The organism is Mycobacterium sp. IDUB_24 (assembly GCF_055419385.1).
In genome coordinates, this window is record NZ_JBVAXO010000008.1 from 202,616 (window position 1) to 224,067 (window position 21,452).

The 21,452-nt window shown below is 66.0% G+C and carries 21 protein-coding genes; 8 read left to right on the top strand and 13 right to left on the bottom strand.

Features of this window, described 5'->3' with window-relative positions:
- Nucleotides 1-18 precede the first annotated feature (18 nt).
- Complete coding sequence (locus tag ACZYZF_RS25845; RefSeq protein ID WP_463837191.1) at nucleotides 19-1,245, top strand: enhanced intracellular survival protein Eis; 1,227 nt, start codon at nucleotides 19-21, stop codon at nucleotides 1,243-1,245.
- A 35-nt stretch (nucleotides 1,246-1,280) separates the two neighbouring features.
- Nucleotides 1,281-2,549: a competence/damage-inducible protein A gene (locus ACZYZF_RS25850; protein ID WP_463837192.1), complete on the top strand. Its 1,269-nt coding sequence runs from the start codon at nucleotides 1,281-1,283 to the stop codon at nucleotides 2,547-2,549.
- On the opposite strand, the gene ACZYZF_RS25855 is transcribed toward ACZYZF_RS25850, so the two are convergent.
- The 7 genes from ACZYZF_RS25855 to ACZYZF_RS25885 form a co-directional block, all read right to left on the bottom strand.
- Nucleotides 2,546-3,946 carry an FAD-dependent oxidoreductase gene (locus ACZYZF_RS25855; RefSeq protein WP_463837194.1) on the bottom strand — a complete coding sequence of 467 codons (1,401 nt, stop codon included), beginning with the start codon at nucleotides 3,944-3,946 and terminating at the stop codon, nucleotides 2,546-2,548. The two genes, ACZYZF_RS25850 and ACZYZF_RS25855, sit on opposite strands and share 4 nt — an antisense overlap.
- Nucleotides 3,947-4,038: 92 nt before the next feature.
- Entirely contained in the window at nucleotides 4,039-4,686 is a 648-nt protein-coding gene (locus ACZYZF_RS25860; RefSeq protein WP_463747886.1) for an MBL fold metallo-hydrolase, read from the bottom strand.
- 50 nt (nucleotides 4,687-4,736) lie between these two features.
- Nucleotides 4,737-5,651, bottom strand: a complete 915-nt coding sequence (locus tag ACZYZF_RS25865) for an alpha/beta fold hydrolase (RefSeq protein WP_463747887.1) — start codon at nucleotides 5,649-5,651, stop codon at nucleotides 4,737-4,739.
- Nucleotides 5,652-5,675: 24 nt separating this feature from the next.
- Nucleotides 5,676-6,578 (bottom strand): fructose bisphosphate aldolase, encoded by a 903-nt coding sequence (locus ACZYZF_RS25870; protein WP_463747888.1) that lies wholly within the window; start codon nucleotides 6,576-6,578, stop codon nucleotides 5,676-5,678.
- Nucleotides 6,579-6,684: 106 nt separating this feature from the next.
- Nucleotides 6,685-8,160: an amidase gene (locus tag ACZYZF_RS25875; RefSeq protein WP_463837196.1), complete on the bottom strand. Its 1,476-nt coding sequence runs from the start codon at nucleotides 8,158-8,160 to the stop codon at nucleotides 6,685-6,687.
- 6 nt (nucleotides 8,161-8,166) lie between these two features.
- A complete protein-coding gene (locus ACZYZF_RS25880; RefSeq protein WP_463747890.1) occupies nucleotides 8,167-8,391 on the bottom strand; it encodes a hypothetical protein in 225 nt (74 codons plus the stop codon).
- Nucleotides 8,392-8,434: 43 nt separating this feature from the next.
- Nucleotides 8,435-9,073, bottom strand: a complete 639-nt coding sequence (locus ACZYZF_RS25885) for a hypothetical protein (protein WP_463747891.1) — start codon at nucleotides 9,071-9,073, stop codon at nucleotides 8,435-8,437.
- A gap of 399 nt (nucleotides 9,074-9,472) precedes the next feature.
- Between ACZYZF_RS25885 and ACZYZF_RS25890 the strand changes: the two genes are divergently transcribed.
- From ACZYZF_RS25890 to ACZYZF_RS25910, 5 genes are read left to right on the top strand one after another with little or no spacing between them, the layout of a single operon-like run.
- Complete coding sequence (locus tag ACZYZF_RS25890; protein WP_463747892.1) at nucleotides 9,473-10,402, top strand: TauD/TfdA dioxygenase family protein; 930 nt, start codon at nucleotides 9,473-9,475, stop codon at nucleotides 10,400-10,402.
- Between the two features lies 1 nt (nucleotide 10,403).
- Nucleotides 10,404-11,267 (top strand): ABC transporter permease, encoded by an 864-nt coding sequence (locus tag ACZYZF_RS25895; RefSeq protein ID WP_463747893.1) that lies wholly within the window; start codon nucleotides 10,404-10,406, stop codon nucleotides 11,265-11,267.
- Nucleotides 11,254-11,997, top strand: coding sequence for an ABC transporter ATP-binding protein (locus ACZYZF_RS25900; RefSeq protein ID WP_463837198.1), 744 nt, complete (start codon nucleotides 11,254-11,256; stop codon nucleotides 11,995-11,997). The genes ACZYZF_RS25895 and ACZYZF_RS25900 overlap by 14 nt, the downstream gene beginning before the upstream one ends.
- A 4-nt stretch (nucleotides 11,998-12,001) precedes the next feature.
- A complete protein-coding gene (locus tag ACZYZF_RS25905; RefSeq protein WP_463837200.1) occupies nucleotides 12,002-13,066 on the top strand; it encodes a PhnD/SsuA/transferrin family substrate-binding protein in 1,065 nt (354 codons plus the stop codon).
- Nucleotides 13,067-13,100: 34 nt separating this feature from the next.
- The gene (locus tag ACZYZF_RS25910; RefSeq protein WP_463747896.1) at nucleotides 13,101-14,018 is read left to right on the top strand and encodes a TauD/TfdA dioxygenase family protein; all 918 of its coding nucleotides are present in this window, start codon (nucleotides 13,101-13,103) and stop codon (nucleotides 14,016-14,018) included.
- Nucleotides 14,019-14,030: 12 nt separating this feature from the next.
- Here ACZYZF_RS25910 and yaaA read toward each other — a convergent pair whose 3' ends face one another.
- The gene (gene yaaA / locus ACZYZF_RS25915; RefSeq protein WP_463747897.1) at nucleotides 14,031-14,777 is read right to left on the bottom strand and encodes a peroxide stress protein YaaA; all 747 of its coding nucleotides are present in this window, start codon (nucleotides 14,775-14,777) and stop codon (nucleotides 14,031-14,033) included.
- Between the two features lie 53 nt (nucleotides 14,778-14,830).
- Nucleotides 14,831-15,499, bottom strand: coding sequence for a C40 family peptidase (locus ACZYZF_RS25920; protein WP_463837202.1), 669 nt, complete (start codon nucleotides 15,497-15,499; stop codon nucleotides 14,831-14,833).
- A gap of 548 nt (nucleotides 15,500-16,047) precedes the next feature.
- Here ACZYZF_RS25920 and ACZYZF_RS25925 point away from each other — a divergent pair.
- Complete coding sequence (locus ACZYZF_RS25925; RefSeq protein ID WP_463747899.1) at nucleotides 16,048-16,821, top strand: ArsR/SmtB family transcription factor; 774 nt, start codon at nucleotides 16,048-16,050, stop codon at nucleotides 16,819-16,821.
- Here the strand turns inward: ACZYZF_RS25925 and ACZYZF_RS25930 are convergent.
- The 4 genes from ACZYZF_RS25930 to ACZYZF_RS25945 all read right to left on the bottom strand — a co-directional run bounded on the left by ACZYZF_RS25930 (nucleotide 16,818) and on the right by ACZYZF_RS25945 (nucleotide 21,408).
- Entirely contained in the window at nucleotides 16,818-19,715 is a 2,898-nt protein-coding gene (locus ACZYZF_RS25930) for an MMPL/RND family transporter (protein ID WP_463837203.1), read from the bottom strand. The genes ACZYZF_RS25925 and ACZYZF_RS25930 overlap by 4 nt on opposite strands.
- Nucleotides 19,712-20,185, bottom strand: coding sequence for an MmpS family transport accessory protein (locus ACZYZF_RS25935; RefSeq protein WP_463837204.1), 474 nt, complete (start codon nucleotides 20,183-20,185; stop codon nucleotides 19,712-19,714). Before ACZYZF_RS25935 ends, ACZYZF_RS25930 begins: the two co-directional genes overlap by 4 nt.
- 414 nt (nucleotides 20,186-20,599) lie before the next feature.
- Nucleotides 20,600-21,064: a DUF5078 domain-containing protein gene (locus ACZYZF_RS25940; RefSeq protein WP_463837205.1), complete on the bottom strand. Its 465-nt coding sequence runs from the start codon at nucleotides 21,062-21,064 to the stop codon at nucleotides 20,600-20,602.
- Nucleotides 21,065-21,081: 17 nt separating this feature from the next.
- Complete coding sequence (locus ACZYZF_RS25945; RefSeq protein ID WP_463837206.1) at nucleotides 21,082-21,408, bottom strand: DUF732 domain-containing protein; 327 nt, start codon at nucleotides 21,406-21,408, stop codon at nucleotides 21,082-21,084.
- Nucleotides 21,409-21,452: the final 44 nt, after the last annotated feature.

Below are 21,452 nucleotides of genomic sequence, written 5' to 3' on the forward strand. Positions count from 1 at the left end.
GTGGCACTGTCGGTTTCTGTGATCGACAACGTCGCTTCTCCGGCAACAACCCTCACGCTGCACAGCGTCACCGACCTCGACTGGGCGGGAATGGCGCTGCTGGGCAACACCGCCTTCGGCGAGGTCAACCACCCCGATTCGATGTCGGCGTGGCGGCAGATGGTGCCCGCTGACGGTGGCGTGGTGATGTCTGACGGCACCGGCGACGGAAATATCGTCGGCCAGTCGATCTATCTAGATCTCACTCTCACAGTGCCCGGTGGCGCGGTCCTACCCGCGGCGGGTCTGAGCTATGTGGCCGTCGCGCCCACTCATCGACGCCGCGGCATCCTGCGCTCGATGTACACGGAGTTGCATCGCCGGATCGCCGAAGCGGGATATCCGATCGCCGCGCTCACCGCCAGTGAAGGCGGCATCTATGGCCGATTCGGCTACGGCCCGGCCACCACTGTGCACCTGCTGACCATCGACCGCAGGTTCGCCGAGTTCCAGGCGTCCGTCCCCGACCCCGGCGGAGTCCGGCTGGTCACACCCGCCGAGCACCGCGACACGTTCGCCGCGATCTACGACCGCTGGCGACAGCAGACGCCGGGCGGGCTGGTGTGCCCGACGCCCTTGTGGGACGACCTGCTCGCCGACCGGGAGAACACTCGAGACGGCGGATCGGAACTGTTCGCGTTCCTGCACCCGGACGGTTATGCGATGTACCGCGTACACGGTGACGAATCCCGGTCGATCCGCGTACGCGAGGTCACCGCGGTGACCACCGATGCCTACATCGCCCTGTGGCGGGCACTGCTGGGGATGGACCTCATGGAGAAGGTAAGCATCTGGACGCACCCGGGCGAGGCCTTGCCCTACCTGCTGACGAATCCACGGCTGGCCCGGGTGACCTCGAGCAGCGACGACATGTGGATCCGGATCATGGACATCCCGGTTGCCCTTGAGTCCCGCCGGTACCTGGCCGACCTCGACACCGTCCTCGACGTCACCGACGGCTTCCGCGATGACGGCGGACGATTTGCCCTGCAGATTCGGGACGGCCAGGCCCGGTGTACGCCCACCGAGGCCCCGGCTGACATCGAGTTGGGGCTCGACGTGCTCGGGAGTCTCTACCTCGGTACCCACCGACCTGAGGCCTTCGTCGCCGCAAACCGGTTGCGCAGCAAGGATTCAGCCGTGGTGCGGCAGCTCGGTGCGGCCTTCGCGAGCGACGTTCCGGCCGAGCTGGGCTACAGCTTCTAGGTGGCGGCGAGACCCTGCTGCGTAGTGTTCATCTGGTGAGCGCACGCGCAGGCATAGTCGTTACCGGAACCGAAGTACTCACGGGCAGGGTTCAGGACCGCAACGGTCCGTGGCTGGCCGACCAGCTCCTCGAGCTCGGAGTCGAACTCGCCCACATCACCATCTGCGGCGACCGTCCCCGGGACATCCAGGCACAGTTGCGGTTCCTCGCCGCCGAGGGCGTGGACCTGATCGTGACCAGCGGCGGGCTCGGACCCACCGCCGACGATCTCACCGTGGCGACGGTCGCCGAATTCTGCGGTCGCGAGCTCGTGCTCGACGAGGCGATGGAGGAGCGGATCGCCGCCATCCTGCGCAAGATGATCGGCGACCGACCGGGTGTGGATTTCGACGCGGTGCGCGCGGCCAACCGCAAACAGGCCCTGGTGCCCGTCGGCGCGGACGTCCTCGCGCCCGTCGGCACCGCGCCAGGCGTGGTGGTGAGCGGCAGTCCGACGGTGGTGGTGCTGCCCGGCCCGCCGCGGGAGTTGCAGCCGATGTGGCACACCGCCGTCGCTACCGAGGCCGTGCAACAGGCCATCGCGGGCCGGACGAAGTACCGGCAGGAGATGGTGCGGATGTTCGGCCTGGCGGAATCCGGCCTGGCCGAGACCCTGCGCGAGGCCGAGGGCGCCGTCGCGGGCTTCGATGCACTCGAGATCACCACGTGCCTGCGCCGCGGTGAACTCGAGATCGTCACCCGGTATGAGCCCGACGCTGCCGGTGCCTACCACGATCTGCTGACCCTGCTGCGCGACCGGCATGGTGCCGCGCTGTACTCCGAGGACGGCACCACCGTGGACGAGCAGGTGGCCGCTCTGCTGGCGGGGCGGCGGATCGCCACGGGAGAATCCTGCACGGCCGGACTGCTGGCCGCCCGGTTGGCCGACATCCCCGGCTGCTCGGACTACTTCGCCGGTGGGGTGGTCAGCTATTCGAACGAGGCGAAGGCCGAACTGCTGAACGTGGATCCGGTTCTGATCGCCGAGTACGGTGCGGTGTCCGAACCGGTGGTCGAGTCCATGGTCAACGGCGCGCTGCACCATTTCGGCGCCGATACCGCGGTGGCCATCAGCGGCATCGCCGGCCCGGACGGCGGCACTCCGGAAAAGCCCGTCGGCACCGTATGTTTCGCGGTCCGGGCCGGATCGGCCGCGATCACCCGAACCCTCCGGCTCCCTGGCAACCGATCCGACATCCGGGAGCGGGCCACCACGGTCGCCATGCATCTGCTGCGCCGGGCGCTCTCCGAAACCGTGGACTAGCCCGCCACTTCCTCGCGGACGGCCGCTGCTGCGGGAACGGTCCGGGGCCGGGAGGCTTCTCGGCGTCGTCGCGGGGTACTGCGCGCCACCCGCGCCACGATGGACGGCTGTGCCAGTCTGCTGGGTGGGTCGACAAGGTTCATCACGCGGAAGAACGCCTCGGTCACCACCGGATCGTCCTCGGCAGCCGCGAGCACCCGTTCGGTATACCAGTTGGACAACCGCATCGAGACCGGCCGGTGGCCGGGGATCTGCGGCAGCGCCAGATCGGCACCGCATGCCATCTGCCATGGCGTGTCGACGCAGTCGGCGGCGGCCCGCAGGAACCTGCGTCCCAGATCGTCGGCGCCCCGGTCCAGGCAGTCGCGCAGCGCCAGCGCCTCTAGCGCGGCCACCGACATCCCTTGCCCGTACACCGGATTGAAGCTGCAGATCGCGTCACCGAAGACCAGGAGACCATCGGGGAAACGGGGCATGCGTTCATACCGTCTGCGCACGCTCGCGGGATAACGGAAGGTGGCCGCCGGTCCCAGCGGTTGGGCTTCGCGCAGGGCCGCGACCGTCTCGGCCGGGAACACATCCTCGACGAAGTCGATCATCCCGGCCAGATCGGTCGGTGGTTCGCAGCCCGCCATCCCGGCGGTGGTGAGAAGCCACGTGTTGTTCTCGTAGGCGAACAATGATCCACCACTTGGTCTTTCAGGAACAGTACCCACGAGGGTGAGGCGATCGCGTGGGACGTTGTCGCCGAAGCTCAACAGTTGGCTGGAATAGGCCACCTTCACCTCGACCCGGTCTTCGGCCGGACGTCCGAATCCCGCGCTCTCCAGGAACACCGGGGACCGGCCGGCCCGCCCCATGGCGTCGACGATCAGATCGGCGGCTATCGCCTGTCCGGTGCCGCCGCCCCGGGGAGCGACCAGGACGCCCGTCACGCGCCGGGCGTCGGTCATCAGCAACTCGACCGCGTCATGCCCGTCGAGGATGTCGATGTTGGCAATCGCGCGCACCCGGTCCCGCACATGACCTTCCAGGAACGGTCTGCTCGCCAGATAGGTCGCGATCGGTCTGGACGGCTCCCGGTTGAGATTGAGCCGGTGACCGCCGAACGTCAGCGAGACGAGTGACAGGTTCGGCCCGTCGAGCACCGTCGCACCGTCGGCGGCCAGTTCCTCGGGGAGCCCCGGAAACAGTTCGGCCAACGCCTGCAGCCCACCGCTGAGCAGGCCATGGCCGTGCCTGCCCTGCGGGACGCCCCGTCGCTGGGCCGCGCCGTCGGGCAGCACGTCGCGCTCCACGAGCGTGACGGTGTCGTAGAAGTCGGCCAGGACGCGGCCGGCCAGCAGCCCGCCCATGCTCGCGCCCAGCACCACTGCGTGTTCGCCGATCGTTGCCATTGCCGACCTCCGCACCGAGCTGGCTCGTCGCCAGTTGTTCGAAGTATCGGGGCAGGCCGGAGCCGGGCCTAGAGTAGTGCGCTACTCGAACGTCAGTGGGCGACCGGTACCGAGCGCCGCGCCTCGTCGACGCATGCCGGCCAGGTGCCCTTATCGAGGACGGTGACCGCACGCGCCCCGAAGGCGCTGGAGATGACGACATCGGGTTGCAGGCGCGCCAACACGTTCAGGCTGTCGGCCATCGCTGCGGCATCGCCGACGCCCGGGATCACGAAGGTCGACCATCGCCCGTCGGCCGCGACGAACATGGTGTCCCCGGTGAACAGATAGCGGCCCTGGGCGCCCTCCACCAGATAGCTCGTGCTGCCCGGAGAATGACCGGGGGTGGGGATCACCTCGACTCCGCGGTCATCGACATGTCGGTGCGAGAGCGGTACGTCGATCGGGTTGTGCCGCTCGATCGTCTCGCGTTCGGCGGCAGGTGCGTGCAACCGGGAACCGAACCGCTCGGCGACGCGGGCCAGCATCGGTCCAGCCTCGTCCTGGTGTGACAGGTAGTGGTCGCCGACTCCGCCGAGCGAGTCCAGCGTGGCGAAGTCGGCGTCGCCGGCCGGGCAGTAGAACAGTGCGTTGGGCCCGTCCGGCGTCCACAGGTAGGCGTGCGTGGTCAGTCCGGGAAACGGTGTGTCGGTGCGTGTTTCCCACAGGTCCGGCCGAATCTGGTTCATCGAGTTTGTCATGACAACAGCCTCGACCCTCAACAATGGTTGAGGTCAAATCCTCGGCGAGCTCAGTCGGTTTTCGCCTGGTCCCACGTCGAGATCATGGTGCCCATGATTTCCTCGGCGCAGCCCAGTCCACCGAGGTGGCTCTCGTAGGGCAACTCGGTCATCACCGCATCGGGCAACCGGGAGACCACATGCTGGCCGTGCGCGAACGGAACGATGTGGTCGTGGTCGCCGTGCCACCAGCGCACCGGAACCTTGACCTCGTCCAGTCGGAAGCCCCAGTCACGCTCGAACACCACGATGTCGTAGAAGGGGGCGGCCAGTTGCTTACGGCTGCCGTTGAGCAGGTCGTCGAGGAACATGGCCTTGAACTCGGGCCGCGCGAGCATGCGCCGGTCTCCTTCGGGGGAGATGCGCGCATAGATCTCCAGCGCGGGGGAGGCGACGGGCCGGATGAGCCGGATCAGGCCCGAGGCGGCCAACCGGATCGGTGCGCCGGCCACCTGCAGGATCGGTGCGACTGCCGCGCCGAGTTGCATCAACGGACTGCTGATCGCGTCGGGGCCGACCATCGGCGCCACACCGCCGAGCACCCCGGCCGCCATGACCCGGTCGGGCATGGCGGCCGCGGTGGCCAGCGTGTAGGGACCGCCGCCGGACAACCCGATGACGGCCATCTTGTCGATGCCGAGCGTGTCGGCGATGGTGCGCAGATCGTCACCGAAATCCAGCACGCGGTCGTACTGGTGTGGCGTGGAGGAGCCGATGCCGGGACGGTCCACCCCGATCAGCCGGATGTGGTTCCGCTCGGCGTAGATCCGGGCCTCGGTCGGGATCTGCCTGCGGGCACCCGGGGTGCCGTGCAGCCAGAAGACCGCACGGCCCTGTGGGTCGCCGAACTCGGCGAATCCGAGTTGGCGGCCGTCGTCGACGGCGACATTGCCCTCCAGTTTGGGGCGATCGATCGGGATGACCATCTGTGTGCGCCTCGCCGGGTCCGATTACTCTGCGCCGGACGCGACAGAGGCTTCAAAGATCGATTGGATGGACTTGTCCAAAGTGGCATTGAACTCGTCATCGCTCTGCTGAGCCGACAGCCCCTCGGTGAGCGCCCGGCTGAAGCTCGCGATCACGCCGGAGTTCTCGGCAAGCATCTTGTTGGCCTCATCGCGCGAGTACCCGCCGGACAGCGCGACCACCCGCATCACCTTCGGATGATCGACCAGCGACTGGTAGTGGTTCGCATGAGTCGGCAGGGTCAGCTTGAGCATGACCAACTGGTCGGCGGGCAGTGCATCCAGGTTCTTGGTGATCTCGTCGCGGAGCAGATCCTCGGCCTCGGCCTTGTCGGAGATCGAGATGGTGACCTCGGGCTCGATGATCGGAATCAGGCCGTGCGAGAGCACCTGCTTGGCCACCTCGAACTGCTGGGCCACCACGGCGGCGATGCCGTCGGCGTTCGCCGCGCCGATCACCGAGCGCTCCTTGGTGCCGAAGATGCCGTTCTTCGCCGCACGGGCCAGCAGATCGTCGAGGCCGGGCATCGCCTTCATCACCTGCACACCGTCGGAGACCTCGGCCAGACCCTTGTCGATCTTGAGCAGCGGCACCACGCCTTTGTCCTCCCAGAGGTAGGTGGCGGTGGGCTTGCCGTCGATGGAGCGATCCATGGTCTGCTCGAACAGGATTGCGGCCAGCACCCGGTCACCGGTGAACACCGGGGAGGTGATGATGCGTGAGCGCATCTGGTGGATCAGGTCGAACATCTCCTCTTCGGAGGAGTAGGCGCTCTCCTCGACACCGTAGAGACGCAGGGCCTTGGGGGTCGACCCACCGCTCTGGTCGAGCGCGGCGATGAAGCCCTTGCCCGTGGTCATCTTGTCGGCCTGCTGCTGGTTCACCATGAGGTTGTCCACTCCTTTGAAGACGGTCGTGCTGTTGTCGTGCTGTGGGGTGCCGGGCGGTGTAATACGCCGGTGACGCACCCGTTCGCCTCAGAGGATATGCGGGCTACGTCACGGTGGTGGCGGCCACCCATCGGGGCGGGATGCGGGGGGCCCACGGGGCCGCCAGCTCGAGCTGACCGGCCAGGCTGAGCAGGATCGACTCGTCGGGCGCCATCAGCTGTACACCGATCGGCAAGCCGTCCCGCGTCTGGCCCAGTGGCAGGGAGATCGCCGCCCAGCCGGTCACATTGGCCAGGGCGGTCCATCCGGTGGTGGCGAACTCGACGTCGAAGAAGGCCCGGGTGGTGCCCCGGGGTTGGTTCAGCAGCCCGTACGGCGGGGGACCGGTCAGCAGCGTCGGTACCAGCAATACGTCGTGACCAGCCATTTCCCGGGTGAACCGACGGGTCTGGGCATGGATCGCCGAGATCGCGTTCGCGTACGCCACTCCCGTCGTGGTGAAGCCCTCGCGCATCATCACCCAGGTGCTCGGCTCGAATTCGTCCTCACGCGGCGCCCGTCCCAGGTGGTCGGCGGCCAGGTCGTGTAGTTCAGCGTTGCTGACGGTGTGCAGCACCGCGATGGCATCCGCGACCGCATCCGCATCGATGGTCGGAGCCCCTGGAGTGAGCCGATGCCCGAGGCTCTCGAGCAGACGACCCGTCGCCTCGACCGCCGCCACCACCTCCGGGTCGATCCGGTCGGTGGGAAAGGGTGACGAGGTGGCGATCAAGATGCGTTGGGCCGGTGGGGTCTGAGCGGCCAACTGGAGGAAAGGGACCGCCGGGGCCGCGGCGGTGTAGGGGTCGCCGGGGGCGCTACCGGTGATGACGTCGAGCAGTGCCGCGCAATCGCGCACTGTGCGGGTGAGGGCGTGGCCGTTCACCAGGCCTTCGAGTCCGTGGCCACCGTCGGGGGCGAAGGACGACCGCCCGCGCCGCGGTTTGAGGCCGACGACGCCGCAGCATGAGGCGGGCACCCGGATGGAACCGGTGCCGTCGCCGCCCGAGGCCGCGGGCACCACCCCGGCGGCCACGGCCGCTGCCGACCCGCCGCTGGATCCACCCGGGGTGACGAGGGGGGACCAGGGGTTCACCGTGGGGCCGAACAGCATCGGCTCGGTGGTGCAGTGGTTGCCCCACTCCGGGGTGTTGGTCTTGCCGAACACCACCAGGCCCGCGTCCAGGTAGCGGTCCACCGTCCATGCGGATTCGGTTGCGACATGGTCGCGCAACGCGCGCGACCCCATGGCCTCGCGGGCACCGGCGAGCGCTGCACCGAGATCCTTGAGCAGGAATGGCACCCCGGCCAGCGGGCCGGCCTGCTCGTTGCGGAGCACTCCGGACTCGTCGAGGGCGGCAGCTTGTGCGCGGCCCCTCTCGAACAGGTCGGTGATCACCGCGTTGAGTCCGCGGGTCGCCTCGACCCGGGCGATTGCCGCGTCGAGAAGCTCGACAGCGGTCAGCTCGCCGGCGGCGGCCAGTGCTGCCTGCCCGATCGCATCGGTGCGTGCAAGTTCGAATGCCGACGAGGAGTCCATGCCACATCACTCCGGGAGGTCGCTGGTGGTGGTGTTCGGCCGTGCGGTGCTGCGGGTCACCTCGAGCGCGATGAGAACGTCGACGGCAGTGATGATCAGACCCGCGAAGTACATCCACTTGAAAGTCGGATCTGGTTGTGCAGCAAAGTAAATGATCAGGAAGATCGGTCCGACGATTCCGAATACGAACACCATGGCCTGGATGCGGATATACCGCCAGAATGTGGACATCGATCTCCCGCCGCATGGCCGATGAGCGGCCAGCTTAGCGCGCTTACCGCGGTGCCACGACTACCGGCGTCGACAGGATTTCGCGGTATTCGACCATCGGTTCGCGTTTGAGGACCGCACTTCCCGAGGTGACGAGCAACTCGGTCGGTGAGACCGCGTAGTTCACCTGGTAGTTGCGGGCGACGAACCTGCGGCCCGGCGTGACATCGGCCGACGCCGCCAGAGCGGCCCGGTCGGTCAGCCGCACGCCGTGGTATTCCAGTCGGCCGGTGCGGTCCAGGCAGATCACGACAAGCGAACCTTCGGTGCGGCCGATGGCCCGCGCGGTCTGGGTATCGCGGCAGCGCGCTTGGGAGTCGACGAAGCCGGACCCGTCGGAGGCGAACGCAGCGGTCAGCGGAGCGGTGGCGCTCTCGGTGAATACGGGTTGCTGCGGCCGATTCGGTATCACCTCATACGTTCTGGCGCCGACGGCGTACACCGAATCCCTGGCCGAGAGCTTGGAAGCCAACGTGGTCATGATGACGAATGCGGTGAGCAAGGAGCTGACCACGGCTGCGGCCGCCACTCCGATCCCGACAGGCAGCCACTGTCGCTGCGGCGCCTTCCGGTGCCGTCCACGGCGAACCGGCTGATACGGCGGATGCGGCGGATGCGGTGTGGAAACTGGGTGGGTGACCAAGCTTGCTCCCGGGAAACGGCGGTGTGATGGGCGTGGCACAGGCGACGGGCGCTGACGCGAGCTCATATTCTGCACGACGAGGCAGGCCGCTGTGGGTGACACCCGGGAATTCGCCGAAATCGGGTGGCGGTGTGGGCCGGTCGCGTTGCGGTGGCAATACCGCGCTGAAAGTAGCTCGGCAACAGTGCGATTCGCACCCGCACTCCGGCGAAGTGTCAGTGCACCGCAGGCAGGGGCGATTTGGATCGTCGGCTCGGGCCGCGGCCGGCAACGCAATTTCGGTCACCTGCTCGACGAAACCACTTCAGGTCACGTCGATTCAAACGGGTAAGCCCAGCGGCCAACCCCGTTAGCGTCCAATGGCCGATATATGCAGCCGCTTTCGAGGGGAGTGTGGCCATGACTTCTACGGAACTCACTATCAGTCCGCTGTCGGGATTCACCGGCGCCTTGATCGACGGGGCCGACTTGTCGGCGCCGCTGGCCCACGAACAGGTAGCGGCGATCCGCGAAGCCCTGCACCGGTGGAAGGTGGTGTTCTTCCGCGGGCAGGACCTCGACCACGCATCGCAGATTGCGTTCGGCGCCCAGTTCGGCGAGGTCACGCCCGGCCATCCTTACGAGGGCGACTCTGCCCCAGCCGGATTCCCGCAGATCCACACGGTGTCCCCGGCCGCTTACGACCACAGGTACGGCACGAAATATCGCAAGCGGCAAAGTCCGAACGGCCCCGGGTGGCATGCCGATGTCACCCCGCTGATCAACCCGCCGTCGCATTCGATACTGCGGGCGGAGCGTGTGCCCGGCTACGGCGGCGACACCCAGTTCACCAATGTGGCTGCCGTGTATGCCGGTCTGTCGCCGTCGGTGCAGGGACTCGTGGACGAACTGCGTGCCGAGCACCGCTTCGGTTCGACGACGCCGGCTGAACGCAGCACCGAGAAGATCGGTGATCTGGTGCGCAGCAATCCGCTCGCGACGATCCACCCGGTGGTCCGGGTTCACCCGGAGACGGGGGAGAAGGTTCTCTACGTCAACCCGTCCTTCACCCGCGAGATCGTCAATCTCTCGCCGCGGGAGGGCAGGCACCTACTGGATCTGTTGTTCGAGGAGATCGCCCGGCCCGAGTACTCGGTGCGGTTCAGGTGGGAGCCGGGCAGTGTGGCGTTCTGGGACAACCGGGCCGTGCTGCACCTGGCCCCGCGGGACTTCGAACATGTCGAGGGTGAGCGGGAGCTGCATCGCATCACCCTGGTGGGTGAGATTCCGGTGGGCCCCGATGGTGTTGCATCGGAGTCCATTTCGGGCGACTACTTCGGCGCCGCCTGAGATGTCCATCCTGTTGTCGCGGCCGCCCGGCGCCGCGCATACCGATACTCCGATCGGGCTCGTCGATCCGCGGGCGGCGGTCCGGAGGGCACAGCGTAAGCCGATGGTGCCGCGTTCGGTGCAGCGGCTGCTGGGCCCTGTCCTACTTGTCGGCCTGTGGCAGCTGCTCTCCACCGTCGGCATCTTCGACGAGCGCACCGTGCCCCCGCCGGCCCGGATACTCGCTACGGCATGGACGCTGATCGCCGACGGAACCTTTCAGGAACACCTGACCGCCAGCCTGCTGCGTGTCGGATACGGCCTGGCGTTCGGCATCGTGCTCGGACTGGGGCTGGCACTGATCTCCGGGCTGTCCCGCATCGGCGAGAACTTCGTCGACGCCAACATGGAAGTGCTGCGCGCGGTTCCGAACTTCGCACTGGTGCCACTGCTGATCGTGTGGTTCGGCATCAGCGAGGTGCCGAAGATCCTGCTGATCACGCTCGCGGTCGCCGTGGCGATCTACATCAACACCTTCAGCGCGATCCGCAGTGTCGATGCGACGCTCGTCGAGGCCGCCAGATCCTTCGGTGCGGGCCGCGGCGAAATGATCTACCGGGTCATCATTCCCGGATCGCTGCCGGGATTTCTGATCGGCCTGCGGCTGGCGCTGACGGCCTCCTGGTTGTCGTTGATCTTCGCCGAGACGATCAACGCCAAGAAAGGTCTGGGCCGGATGATGACCGACGCCCGCGAGTACTTCCAGATCGACATCGTGTTCGTGTTGATTGCGGTGTACGCGATGCTCGGCCTCATCTCGATTCTGGTGGTCCGGTTTCTCGAAGGCCGTTTGCTCACCTGGCGGCGGGCCTATGACGGAGACTGACACGCCGGCATCCACTGCCGGTGCCCCGTCGGTAGTGATCGCCCGTGACGTCCGGAAGCGGTTCGGGGACAACGTCATCATCGACGGACTCGATCTGGAGATCCGGGCCGGCGAATTCGTTGCGCTGTTGGGCCGCAGCGGTTCCGGCAAGAGCACGTTCCTGCGGGCACTGGGCGCGCTCGACAGTGATGTGGGTGGATATCTCCGGGTACCCGGCCGACGGGCGATCGTGTTCCAGGATTCCCGGTTGCTGCCCTGGCAGCGGGTGCTGGCGAACGTGACGATCGGATTGCCCGCCGGCGGCGCGGTACAACGGCGCGCGCTGGCGGCGCTGGGCGAGGTCAATCTGGCCGACAAGGCAAAGGCGTGGCCGCGCACGTTGTCCGGAGGAGAGGCTCAGCGGGTCGCGCTCGCCCGGGCCCTGGTGCGTGAGCCGCAACTGCTGCTGCTCGACGAACCGTTCGGTGCACTCGACGCGCTCACGCGGATCAGGATGCACGGCCTGCTGATGGACCTGTACCGCAGGCACACTCCGGCGGTCCTGTTGGTCACCCACGACGTCGATGAAGCGATCCTGCTCGCCGACCGCGTGATCGTGCTGACCGACGGCGTCATCTCTCTCGACGTCGACGTCACGGTGCCCAAACCCCGAGCCCGTGACACCCACGAATTCACCACGCTGCGAAAGCAATTGCTTTCCGAACTCGGTGTGTCCGAAGACAAGGAATGATCAGATGCCCTTTGGTGGAGCTCGATTGCGGTCCTTCGTGTTGTTGGTTCCGTTGCTGCTGAGCGCGTGCGGGTTGTCCGACGACGAGTCCGGCGGCGCCATCGACACGGTGAAGATCGCGGCCAAGACCGAGGTGCCGGCCGGCATCAAGCTCGTCGTCGCCGAGCAGAACGGGACACAGTCGCTGCCCTGGAATCTGGCCAACGCCGGCCAGGGAACTCCCTACACGGTGGATTTCGCCGATTTCAGCGGTGGAGCCGCGGTCATCGAGGCACTGCGTTCGGGGGCAGCAGATATCGGATCCGTCGGCGAAGCGCCGATACCCATCGCGGTGGACAGCGGCGTCACGGACCTGGTGACCGTTGGGCTGCAGGCGAATCCGGGCACCAGCGGTGGCTATTACCTGGTGGCCCGACCCGACAGCGGAGTCAGGACGATCGAGGATCTCCGTGGTAGGCGGGTGGCCTACCCGCCTGGGTCGGGCCGGCACATGGTGACCGCCGGGCTGCTCAAGCGCCATGGCCTGGATCTGCGTACCGACGTTCAGCCGGTGGAACTGGCTGGGGCAGAGGTGGTCCCGACGTTCGCCGCCGGAGCCGTCGATGCGGCCATCGTGTTGGGCAATCAGTACTACCAGTTGGGTGAGCCGCCGATCCTCGGTGATGGCAAGGGCATCAACACCGGCATCCAGACACTGATCGTGCGAAGGGACGTGCTCGACGATCCCGCCAAGGCGGCGGCGATCGGCGACTATGTCGGAAGGTCGGTCGCGGCCAACAACTGGAAGGACACCCACGCCGACGAGTGGATCGACGAGTACTACGTCAAGGTTCAGGGCATTGCCTCCGACCAGGGCAGGAAGCTCTACGACGAGGACGGGGTGGCCTCGTACTACCCGATCGATGCGGAGTCCACGGCGCTGTTCCAGTCCGTTGCCGACGGCCTGCACGAGACCGGAACGATCAAGGGCCGCATTGACGTCAAGCCCTATGTCGACGGGCGTTACAACGACATCGTCAGAGCCCAGAACGAACTCGACGGTGTCACACCGAAATCGCTGAAATCGTAGCGGCCCCAAATAGATAGAACCGAGAGGAACATCGATGACACAACTGGCATCCGCACTGAGTGTCCGACCACAGTCCGGCTGGATCGGCGCCGAGATCCACGGAATCGACCTCACCGCACCGTTACTCGATGAACACGTCGCCGAAATCCGTGCTGCGCTGCTCAAATGGAAAGTGGTGTTCTTCCGCGATCAGTTCATCGGCCACGATGATCATCTTCGGTTGGCTCGGGCTTTCGGCTCTCCGACCCCCGCCCATCCGCTGTTCGATTCCATCCCGGACCCGGATTACCCGACGATCTATCCCATCTTCGCTGACCGGTTCAAGTCCCGTTACGGCACCAGCCGCGGTTACGACAAGGCGAACTGGCATGCCGACGTCACCGCGGCGGTGAATCCGCCTGCCGCGTCGATACTTCGGGCCGAGGTGATCCCGCCCTACGGCGGTGACACCCAGTGGGCGAACACCGTCGCGGCGTACGCCGGGCTGTCGGCGCCGTTGCAGAGGCTCGCCGACGGACTGCGGGCGGTGCACCGTTTCGCGCCACCGGACGGCGCGACGGCGACCGAGGACTATCAGCGCCGGGTGGACCGCCGTCCGCTGCTGACCGAGCATCCGGTGGTGCGGGTGCATCCGGAGACCGGAGAGCGTGCGCTCTACGTCAACCCGGGATTCACCAGCCATATCGTGGATGTGTCGCCGCACGAGAGTCGCCGCCTTCTCGGTTTGTTCTACGACGAGCTGGTTCGTCCGGAGTACACCGTGCGGTTCAAATGGGAGCCGGGCAGCATCGCGTTCTGGGACAACCGCTCGACAGTGCATCTGGCACCGTCAGATCTCACCGGTGAGTACGACCGTCGGTTGTATCGCGTGACGTTGGTGGGGGATGTGCCGAGGGGTCCGGACGGCCGGCCCTCGGTGGCTTTGGACGGCGAGCCGTTCGAGGCAGCCTGAGACGGCGAGCCGTCAGGCCGGCACCACGACGGTGAGCTCGTCGCCGTCGCGCTCCACATTCATCCCGGCGCGGCGGGCCACGGCCGCGACGCCGGCGGCGTTGTCGGGTTCGCTTCGGGAGCTGACCAGTGCACGGGCCAGGTGGCCTTTGTGGGCCTTGTTGAAGTGGCTGACCACGGTGCGTTGCCCGTCAGCGCGTTCGGCCAGGACCTGGACCCGCACCGCACCGGGTAGTCGGCCCAGACCGGCGTATGACCCGGATCGCAGATCGACGATCAACTCGCGGGCTGACAGGTCGGCCAGTACGGGCTCCAGCAGCGGGCGCCAACGTTTGGCCAGGCCGGGCTGTCCCGGCAGTTTGGACGAGGCGGACAACCGGTAGGCGGGCACCGGATCGTCGGCACGGAGTAGACCGAACAGCGCGGATCCGACGGCAAGCCGGGTGCGAGCCCGGTCGGCGGCCGCACCGCGCAGCGATCCGACGTCGAGGGCGTCGTAGAGCACCCCGGTGTATCGCTCGATGGCCGGCATCGTGGGCGCCTGTCGGAGTGCCGCGTTGCGTTCGATCTCGGCGTCTTGGCCGGCGGAGATAGCCAGAGCCCTGCGGCACGCGGGCTGATCAGCGGCGAGCTCGATCAGTTCGTCGATCAGTGACTGGCGGAGTGGGGTGAGCTCTGGCGAGCTCAGAATGTCCAAACGCACCGGCGGGCCGTCCCCGCCGGTGCGTTTGGTCTCCGACGGTGGAAGCAGCACGAGCACATCCAGACGCTAGCCGAATGTCTGCGGTTCGCTCACCACCGACCGGTGTGATGTCAGATGGCGATCGGCGCCGGCTCGTCGGGGGCCGGGGGTGCCGGTGGGGGCGGGACATCCAGCACGATCGGTGCCGGACCGTCCATCGGTGCCGCTGGTGGCATTGCATCGGCCGGCGGGGGCGGCGCGAACGGGTCCATCGGTGCCGGGGCGGCCATCGGATCGATCGGCGGGGGCGGCGGCGGTGCGAAGGGGTCCATGGGTGCCGGGGCGGCCATGGGGTCGATCGGCGGGGGCGGCGGGGGCGCGAAGGGGTCCATGGGTGCGTCCGCAGGCGCCTCCTGTGGCTCGCCTGCCGCCACGGGGAGGTACATGTGGTGGTTGAACTGGCGCTGGTAGGCGCCGCCGCCACCGACCTTCACGCCGTGGCCGCCCTCGCCCGAGGACACCGGCGTGCCGTCCGGCAGGGTCACGGCGGTGTGGCCGCCGTTCCAGCCGATCACCAGGGCGCCGGGCTGTGTGCCGTACTTGAAGCCACGGGCCAGGAGTGCACGCTCCTGGTTACCGGTGTTGAACCGGTCGCCGTAGACCGGACGGCCGGTCGCCATATTGCTGACCCAGGAAGCCAGGCCAGAGCAGTCTGTGCCGGCCGGCGAGTCTCCACCCGAGATGTACGGCGTGCCCGAAACCTGCTGGACAAGCGCCATAAGCGTCGCGATAGCAAACATGCGGCGGGACGCTAGCAGAGCCGATTTTGAGCGGGCAAAATATGTGACTCCGTTCACAACGGGTGTTGTATATGGACTGCTTCACCTGCTGTGGGATTGAGTGTGGTTGTCTGCGGGGCTAATTCCGTTGCGGGCGACGGGCGTGTCGCCGGTGGCCTATCGCCATATCGAACTATCGCCAATAGTGCTGTGACACTGGGCTTGTCCGGTGATCCGTGGTCTGTCATCCCAACTGGTTCGGCCGGTCGGAATCTCGAATTGCCTTGACGTCAAGGGTATTTCGGACCTCAACCGGGCGCGCGTGCGATGTGGGGCCCCGTCGGCGCTGCCGACGGGGCCCAGTGTGGTGTTCTCTAATGCTGACTAGACGCAGGTGTGCGATTTTGGCAACGTCGGCTCCTCCTGGCGGTGGCTGGGCGCCTGCGATCCGGCGGGCTGGCGCACGGTTCTGATACGTCCGCCCGGGCCGGTGAGGCTTGGACATGCAGCCGATTAGCTGCATAATCGCATGGGGCAGCCGAGCGGCTGCGTATGACGGGATGGCGAGGGTGGACGAGGTCTTCAAAGCACTGGCGGACCCTAATCGGCGGCTGCTGCTGGACCGCCTCAACCACACCAACGGCCAGAGCCTGCGAGAGCTCTGTAGCGGCCTGTCTATGGCCCGGCAGTCGGTCAGCAAGCATCTGGCGGTGCTGGAGGCGGCCAACCTCGTCACGACGCTGCGTCAGGGTCGGGAAAAATTGCACTACCTCAATGCTGAGCCGATCAATGCCATCGCCGAGCGCTGGATCGACCGCTACGACTCGACGAGGGTGCAGACCCTTGCTGACCTCAAGACGGTGTTGGAGAGCCCTGCCCTGCCCGGCGAGTTCGTGTACACCACGTACATCCTCACCACCCCGGAAAGGCTGTGGCAGGCGATAACCAATCCGGTGTTCTCCCGCGGCTTCATGGGACACGCCATCGAATCGGAATGGCAGAAGGGATCGACCTACACCTGGGTCGAAGACGGGCTACGGATCGACGACCCCGAGCAGGTGATCGTCGAGTCCGATCCCTATCAGCGGTTGGCCTTCACGTTCCACACATTCACACCCGAACTGGGACAAATCGCCCCGGACCTGAGTCAGGAGGACATCGCCAAGGCGGCGGCGGAGCCGCGGTCGCGGGTGTCGTTCGACATCGAGCCGGTTGGGGACCGGGTCAAGGTCACGGTGACCCACGACGGTTTCGACCCCGCCGGCACCGTGCGGGAGATGATCTCGCACGGTTGGCCGGTCAAGCTGTCCAGCCTGAAGTCCGGACTGGAGCAGGCCTCCTAGACGAGTGAGTCCTGCGGGTCGCGCTGGACGGGAGTCGGCCACGGTGCCGGCAGGGGCCGCTGACGCACCCGCTGTGGCCACCAGAACCACTTGCCCATCAGGGCCGCGATCGACGGGGTCATGAACGAGCGGATGACCAGGGTGTCGAACAGCAGGCCCAGGCCGATCGTGGTGCCGACCTGACCGATCACGGCCAGCTCGCTGATCGCCATCGACATCATGGTGAAGGCGAACACCAGGCCCGCCGAGGTGACCACCGAGCCGGTGCCGCCCATGGCGCGGATGATGCCGGTGTTGAGCCCGGCGTGTATCTCCTCTTTGAACCGGGAGACCAGCAGCAGGTTGTAGTCCGCGCCGACGGCCAGCAGCACGATGACCGCCATGGCCAGCACCATCCAGTGCAGTTCCAGTCCGATCAGGTGTTGCCAGATGAGCACCGACAGACCGAATGATGCGCCGAGGGACAGCACCACGGTGCCGACGATCACCGCGGCGGCGACGACGCTTCGGGTCAGGATCAGCATGATGATGAAAATCAGGCACAGCGCAGCGATCCCGGCGATCAACAGGTCGTAGTTGGCGCCTTCCTGCATGTCCTTGAAGGTGGCCGCGGTGCCGCCGAGGTAGATCTTGGAGCCCTCCAGCGGAGTGCCCTTGATGGACTCCTTGGCGGCCTGCTTGATCGCATTGATGTGGGAGATCCCTTCGGGGCTCATCGGATCGCCCTCATGGCTGATGATGAACCGCACCGCGTGCCCGTCGGGGGACAGGAACATCTTCATGCCGCGCTTGAAGTCCGGATTGTCGAAGGTTTCCGGCGGCAGATAGAACGAGTCGTCGTTCTTGGAAGCATCGAACGCCTGGCCCATGGCCGTCTGGTCCTTCATCATCGCTTCCATCTGATCCTGCAGCCCGCCCATGGTGGCCTGCATGGTCAGCATCATGTTCTTCATGTTCTTCATCGTCGCGATCATCGGCGGCATGATCGTGAGCATCTGTGGCATGAGCTCATCGAGACGGTCCATGTCCGGCATCAACTTCTGGATGTCGTCGGTCATGGTGTCGATGCCGTCAAGCGTGTCGAAGATCGAGCGCATCGACCAGCACATCGGAATGTCGAAGCAGTGCGGTTCCCAGTACAGGTAGTTGCGGATCGGCCGGAAGAAGTCATCGAAATCGGCGATGTGGTCCCGCATTTCGGCCACATCGAGGACCATGGCGTGCATCTTTCCGACCATGCTGTGCGTGGTGTCGGACATCTGCTTGACCAGTGTGAGCATCTGCTCCATGGTGGTGACCGTCGTCTGCATCTCGTCGGCCATCTTCAACATGTCCTTCATGCGGTCCTGCATGTATTTCATGTTCATCATCTGGGTGGTGCCCTGCATGCTGATCTGGAACGGGATCGAGGTGTGCTCGATCGGCGTTCCCTGCGGGCGCGTGATGGCCTGGACCCGAGAAATGCCGGGCACACCGAAGATTCGCTTGGCGATTCGGTCGATCACCAGGAAATCCGCCGAGTTGCGCAGATCGTGGTCGCTTTCGATGAGCAGCAACTCGGGGTTCATCCGGGCCTGCGAGAAGTGGCGGTCGGAGGCGGCGTACCCGGTGTTGGCCGGCAGATCTGCCGGCAGGTACTTGCGGTCGTTGTAATTGGTCTTGTACCCGGGCAGGGTCAGCAGGCCGATCAGCGACAGCGCGATGGTGGCGATCAGGATCGGGCCGGGCCAGCGCACCACGGCCGCACCGATCTTGCGCCAGCCGCGGGTGCGCATTGCCCGCTTGGGTTCCAGCGTCTTACCGAACCGGCTGGCCACCGAGATGATGGCCGGTCCCAGAGTCAGCGCGGCGAGGACGCCGGTGACCATGCCGATGGCCAAGGGGAAGCCCAGTGACTGGAAGTACGGAAGGTTGGTGAAGTGCAGACACAGCGTGGCGCCGGCGATGGTCAGGCCTGAGCCAAGCACCACGTGGGCGGTGCCGTGGAACATCGTGTAGTACGACTGCTCGCGGTCTTCGCCGACACTTCGGGCTTCCTGATATCGCCCTATCAGGAAGATTGCGTAGTCAGTCGAGGCGGCGATGGCCAGTGTCACCAACAGGTTGGTGGCGAACGTCGAGAGCCCGATGATGTCGTAGTAGCCCAGTGCGGCAACGACGCCGCGGGCCGCTGAGAGTGAGAGCACCACCATGACCAGCGTGAGGATCACCGTGATGATGGAGCGGTAGACCAGCAGCAGCATGATGATAATGACCGTGAAGGTCAGTGCCTCGATGACTTGCACGCTGCGGTCACCGGCAATGTGCTGGTCGGCGGCCAGTGCGGCCGGGCCGGTCACGTAGGCCTTGACGCCCGGCGGCGGAGTGACGCTCTCGACGATCTTCTGGACGGCCTCGACCGATTCGTTGGCCAGTGCCTCGCCCTGATTACCGGCGGTGTAGACCTGCACGTAGGAGGCTTTGCCGTCGGAGCTCTGGGCACCCGACGCGGTCAGCGGGTCGCCCCAGAAATCCTGGACGTGCTCGACGTGCAACTTGTCGGCCTCGAGCTTGGCGACGACCTCGTCGTAGAAATCGTGCGCTTTGATGTCCAAGGGCTCGTCGCCCTCGAGCACGACCATGACCGAGCTGTTGGACTTGAACTCCTGGAACACCTCGCCGACGCGCTTCATCGCGATCATCGATGACGCCTGGTCGGGGCTCATCGACACCGACCGCATCTTGCCCACCTCTTCGAGCTGGGGCACGACCGTGTTCAGGATGCCGATGAGGACGATCCAGCCGAGGATGATCGGCACCGCCAGGCGCCGGATCCACTTGGCGATCCCACCGTGCTGGGCCGGCCTCGGCCCGGTGACCGGGATGGCGTCGGTCGGGGCGTCGTGGGTGCTCATGCAGATTTCACCAAGCAGAAGGTCTGGGCGTTCACGCCGTTGGAGGTTCTCTCGTCCTTGAGTTCGTCATCGACGGTGATCCGGCAGCCGATCGTGTCGCCGTTGCCCTGGGCGACGATGTTGGGGAACACCGACGGGGCGGTGGACTCCAGGCGCAGCGTCCAGGGCAGGGTGACCCCGTCGATGCGCTGGGGCTGGGCGTCGAGATCGAGGTAGTTCACGTCCGCAGTGGCACCGGGCACGCCGTAGATCTCATAGACCACGACCTTGGGGTCGAAGGGCTTGGTGTCATCGACCTTCGCGCTGGCCATACCGGAGCCGTCGCCTGCGCCGAAGAACGTGCGCACCCGCATCACCGTGAATCCGCCGACCACCACCACCACCACGATGATCAGGGGGATCCAGAACTTCTTGGCCAGGCCAGAAAGCGAAAACAGTTTCCGGCGAGAGGTTTTCGTCGCGTTGGTCATCGTTAAATGGCACCGGTCCGTCGGTTGTGGGCAAATTGGGTGTCGAGGCGGCGAGGCACCGTGGCCAGGCCGGCGGCACGGCAGTCGATGGGGGAGCACCCGTGCACCATGTTCACCTCGATACGTCTCGCTGTCTAGCCGAATGGCTAACTAAAAACTTAGCGAGATATTAGCCTATTTAAATGAGTGGCAAAACGGTGACACAGCTGTGATTCGGCACCCGCGGTCCTGAGCTGCCGTCGGTGAACTTCGGACTCCGCCTACGGGCGCGTAGTCAGTGGTCAGGCAGCATTTTCGCCGCGTACCAGCTGCGCTGTCGGGTGTCGCCGGGATACTGATTGTGATGGAGCTAACGGAATCGGGCTGGGCCTCGCCGCCGTGTCGGCGGAGGTGCCCAGCCCGAGGGGAGTTCCGTCAGTGCCAGTCCCAGACCGACATGTCGTTGGGTGGGTAGTTCTGGCAGACGTCGGTGGTGTTGGCGGCGACGCCCTTGTTGTTGAAGAAGAGCTTGGCCCAGTTCGGCCAGCGCCAGGCCATGTTCTCGAAGAAGGCGTTGGTGGCGGTGTTCTCGGAGTATTGGCGGCGGCCGGCGTAGTCCATGGAGAAGAACCAGTGGATGCGGTCCTGGGCGCCTTGCTGATCGGCGACGGGTTTGTTGTTGTAGTCGATCATGTAGCGCTCGTAGTAGACCGGTTCGACGTCGCGGGCGGCGGCCATGATCTGTTCGGCGGTGCAGGGGGTGCGCAGGATCCGGTTGGGGATCGGGTAGTCGTCGGTGGCGTCGGCTCCGGCGATACCGGCTCCGGCAAGGCTGGCGGCGACGGCGCAGGTGGCTACGCCGGTGTGGAAGAGGTTTTTGACGCTCGTGCGGTTGGACATGTCGCTCCCAAAGTCGGTTAGTGCGCGGCCTGCTCGTAAACGCCGCGCTGATCGACGCAGTAGTAATTGATGGCGGTGCCGGTGAACTGCCAGGCCTGGGCGTCGGTGCTGTCCTTGGCCAGTTGCTTCTTCACGAAACCGACCGAGTCCTGGGCGGTGTGATCGACCCCGTTGTGCAACCGCTTGCACATGATCTTGGCGATCCAGGCGTTGTAGTCACGCTGCCCGTAGATACCGAATGTGTGCAGCTCATTGGCGAAATCAGTATCAATCTCGGCATGTGCGGGAGCGGCGAAGGCGATTGCCGCCGCGGCACCGATCACTGCCAGCCCTGCAAGCTTCATGCGGTGAATCTTAGCCCATCTAAGCCTGTTTCGGGTGTGCGGTT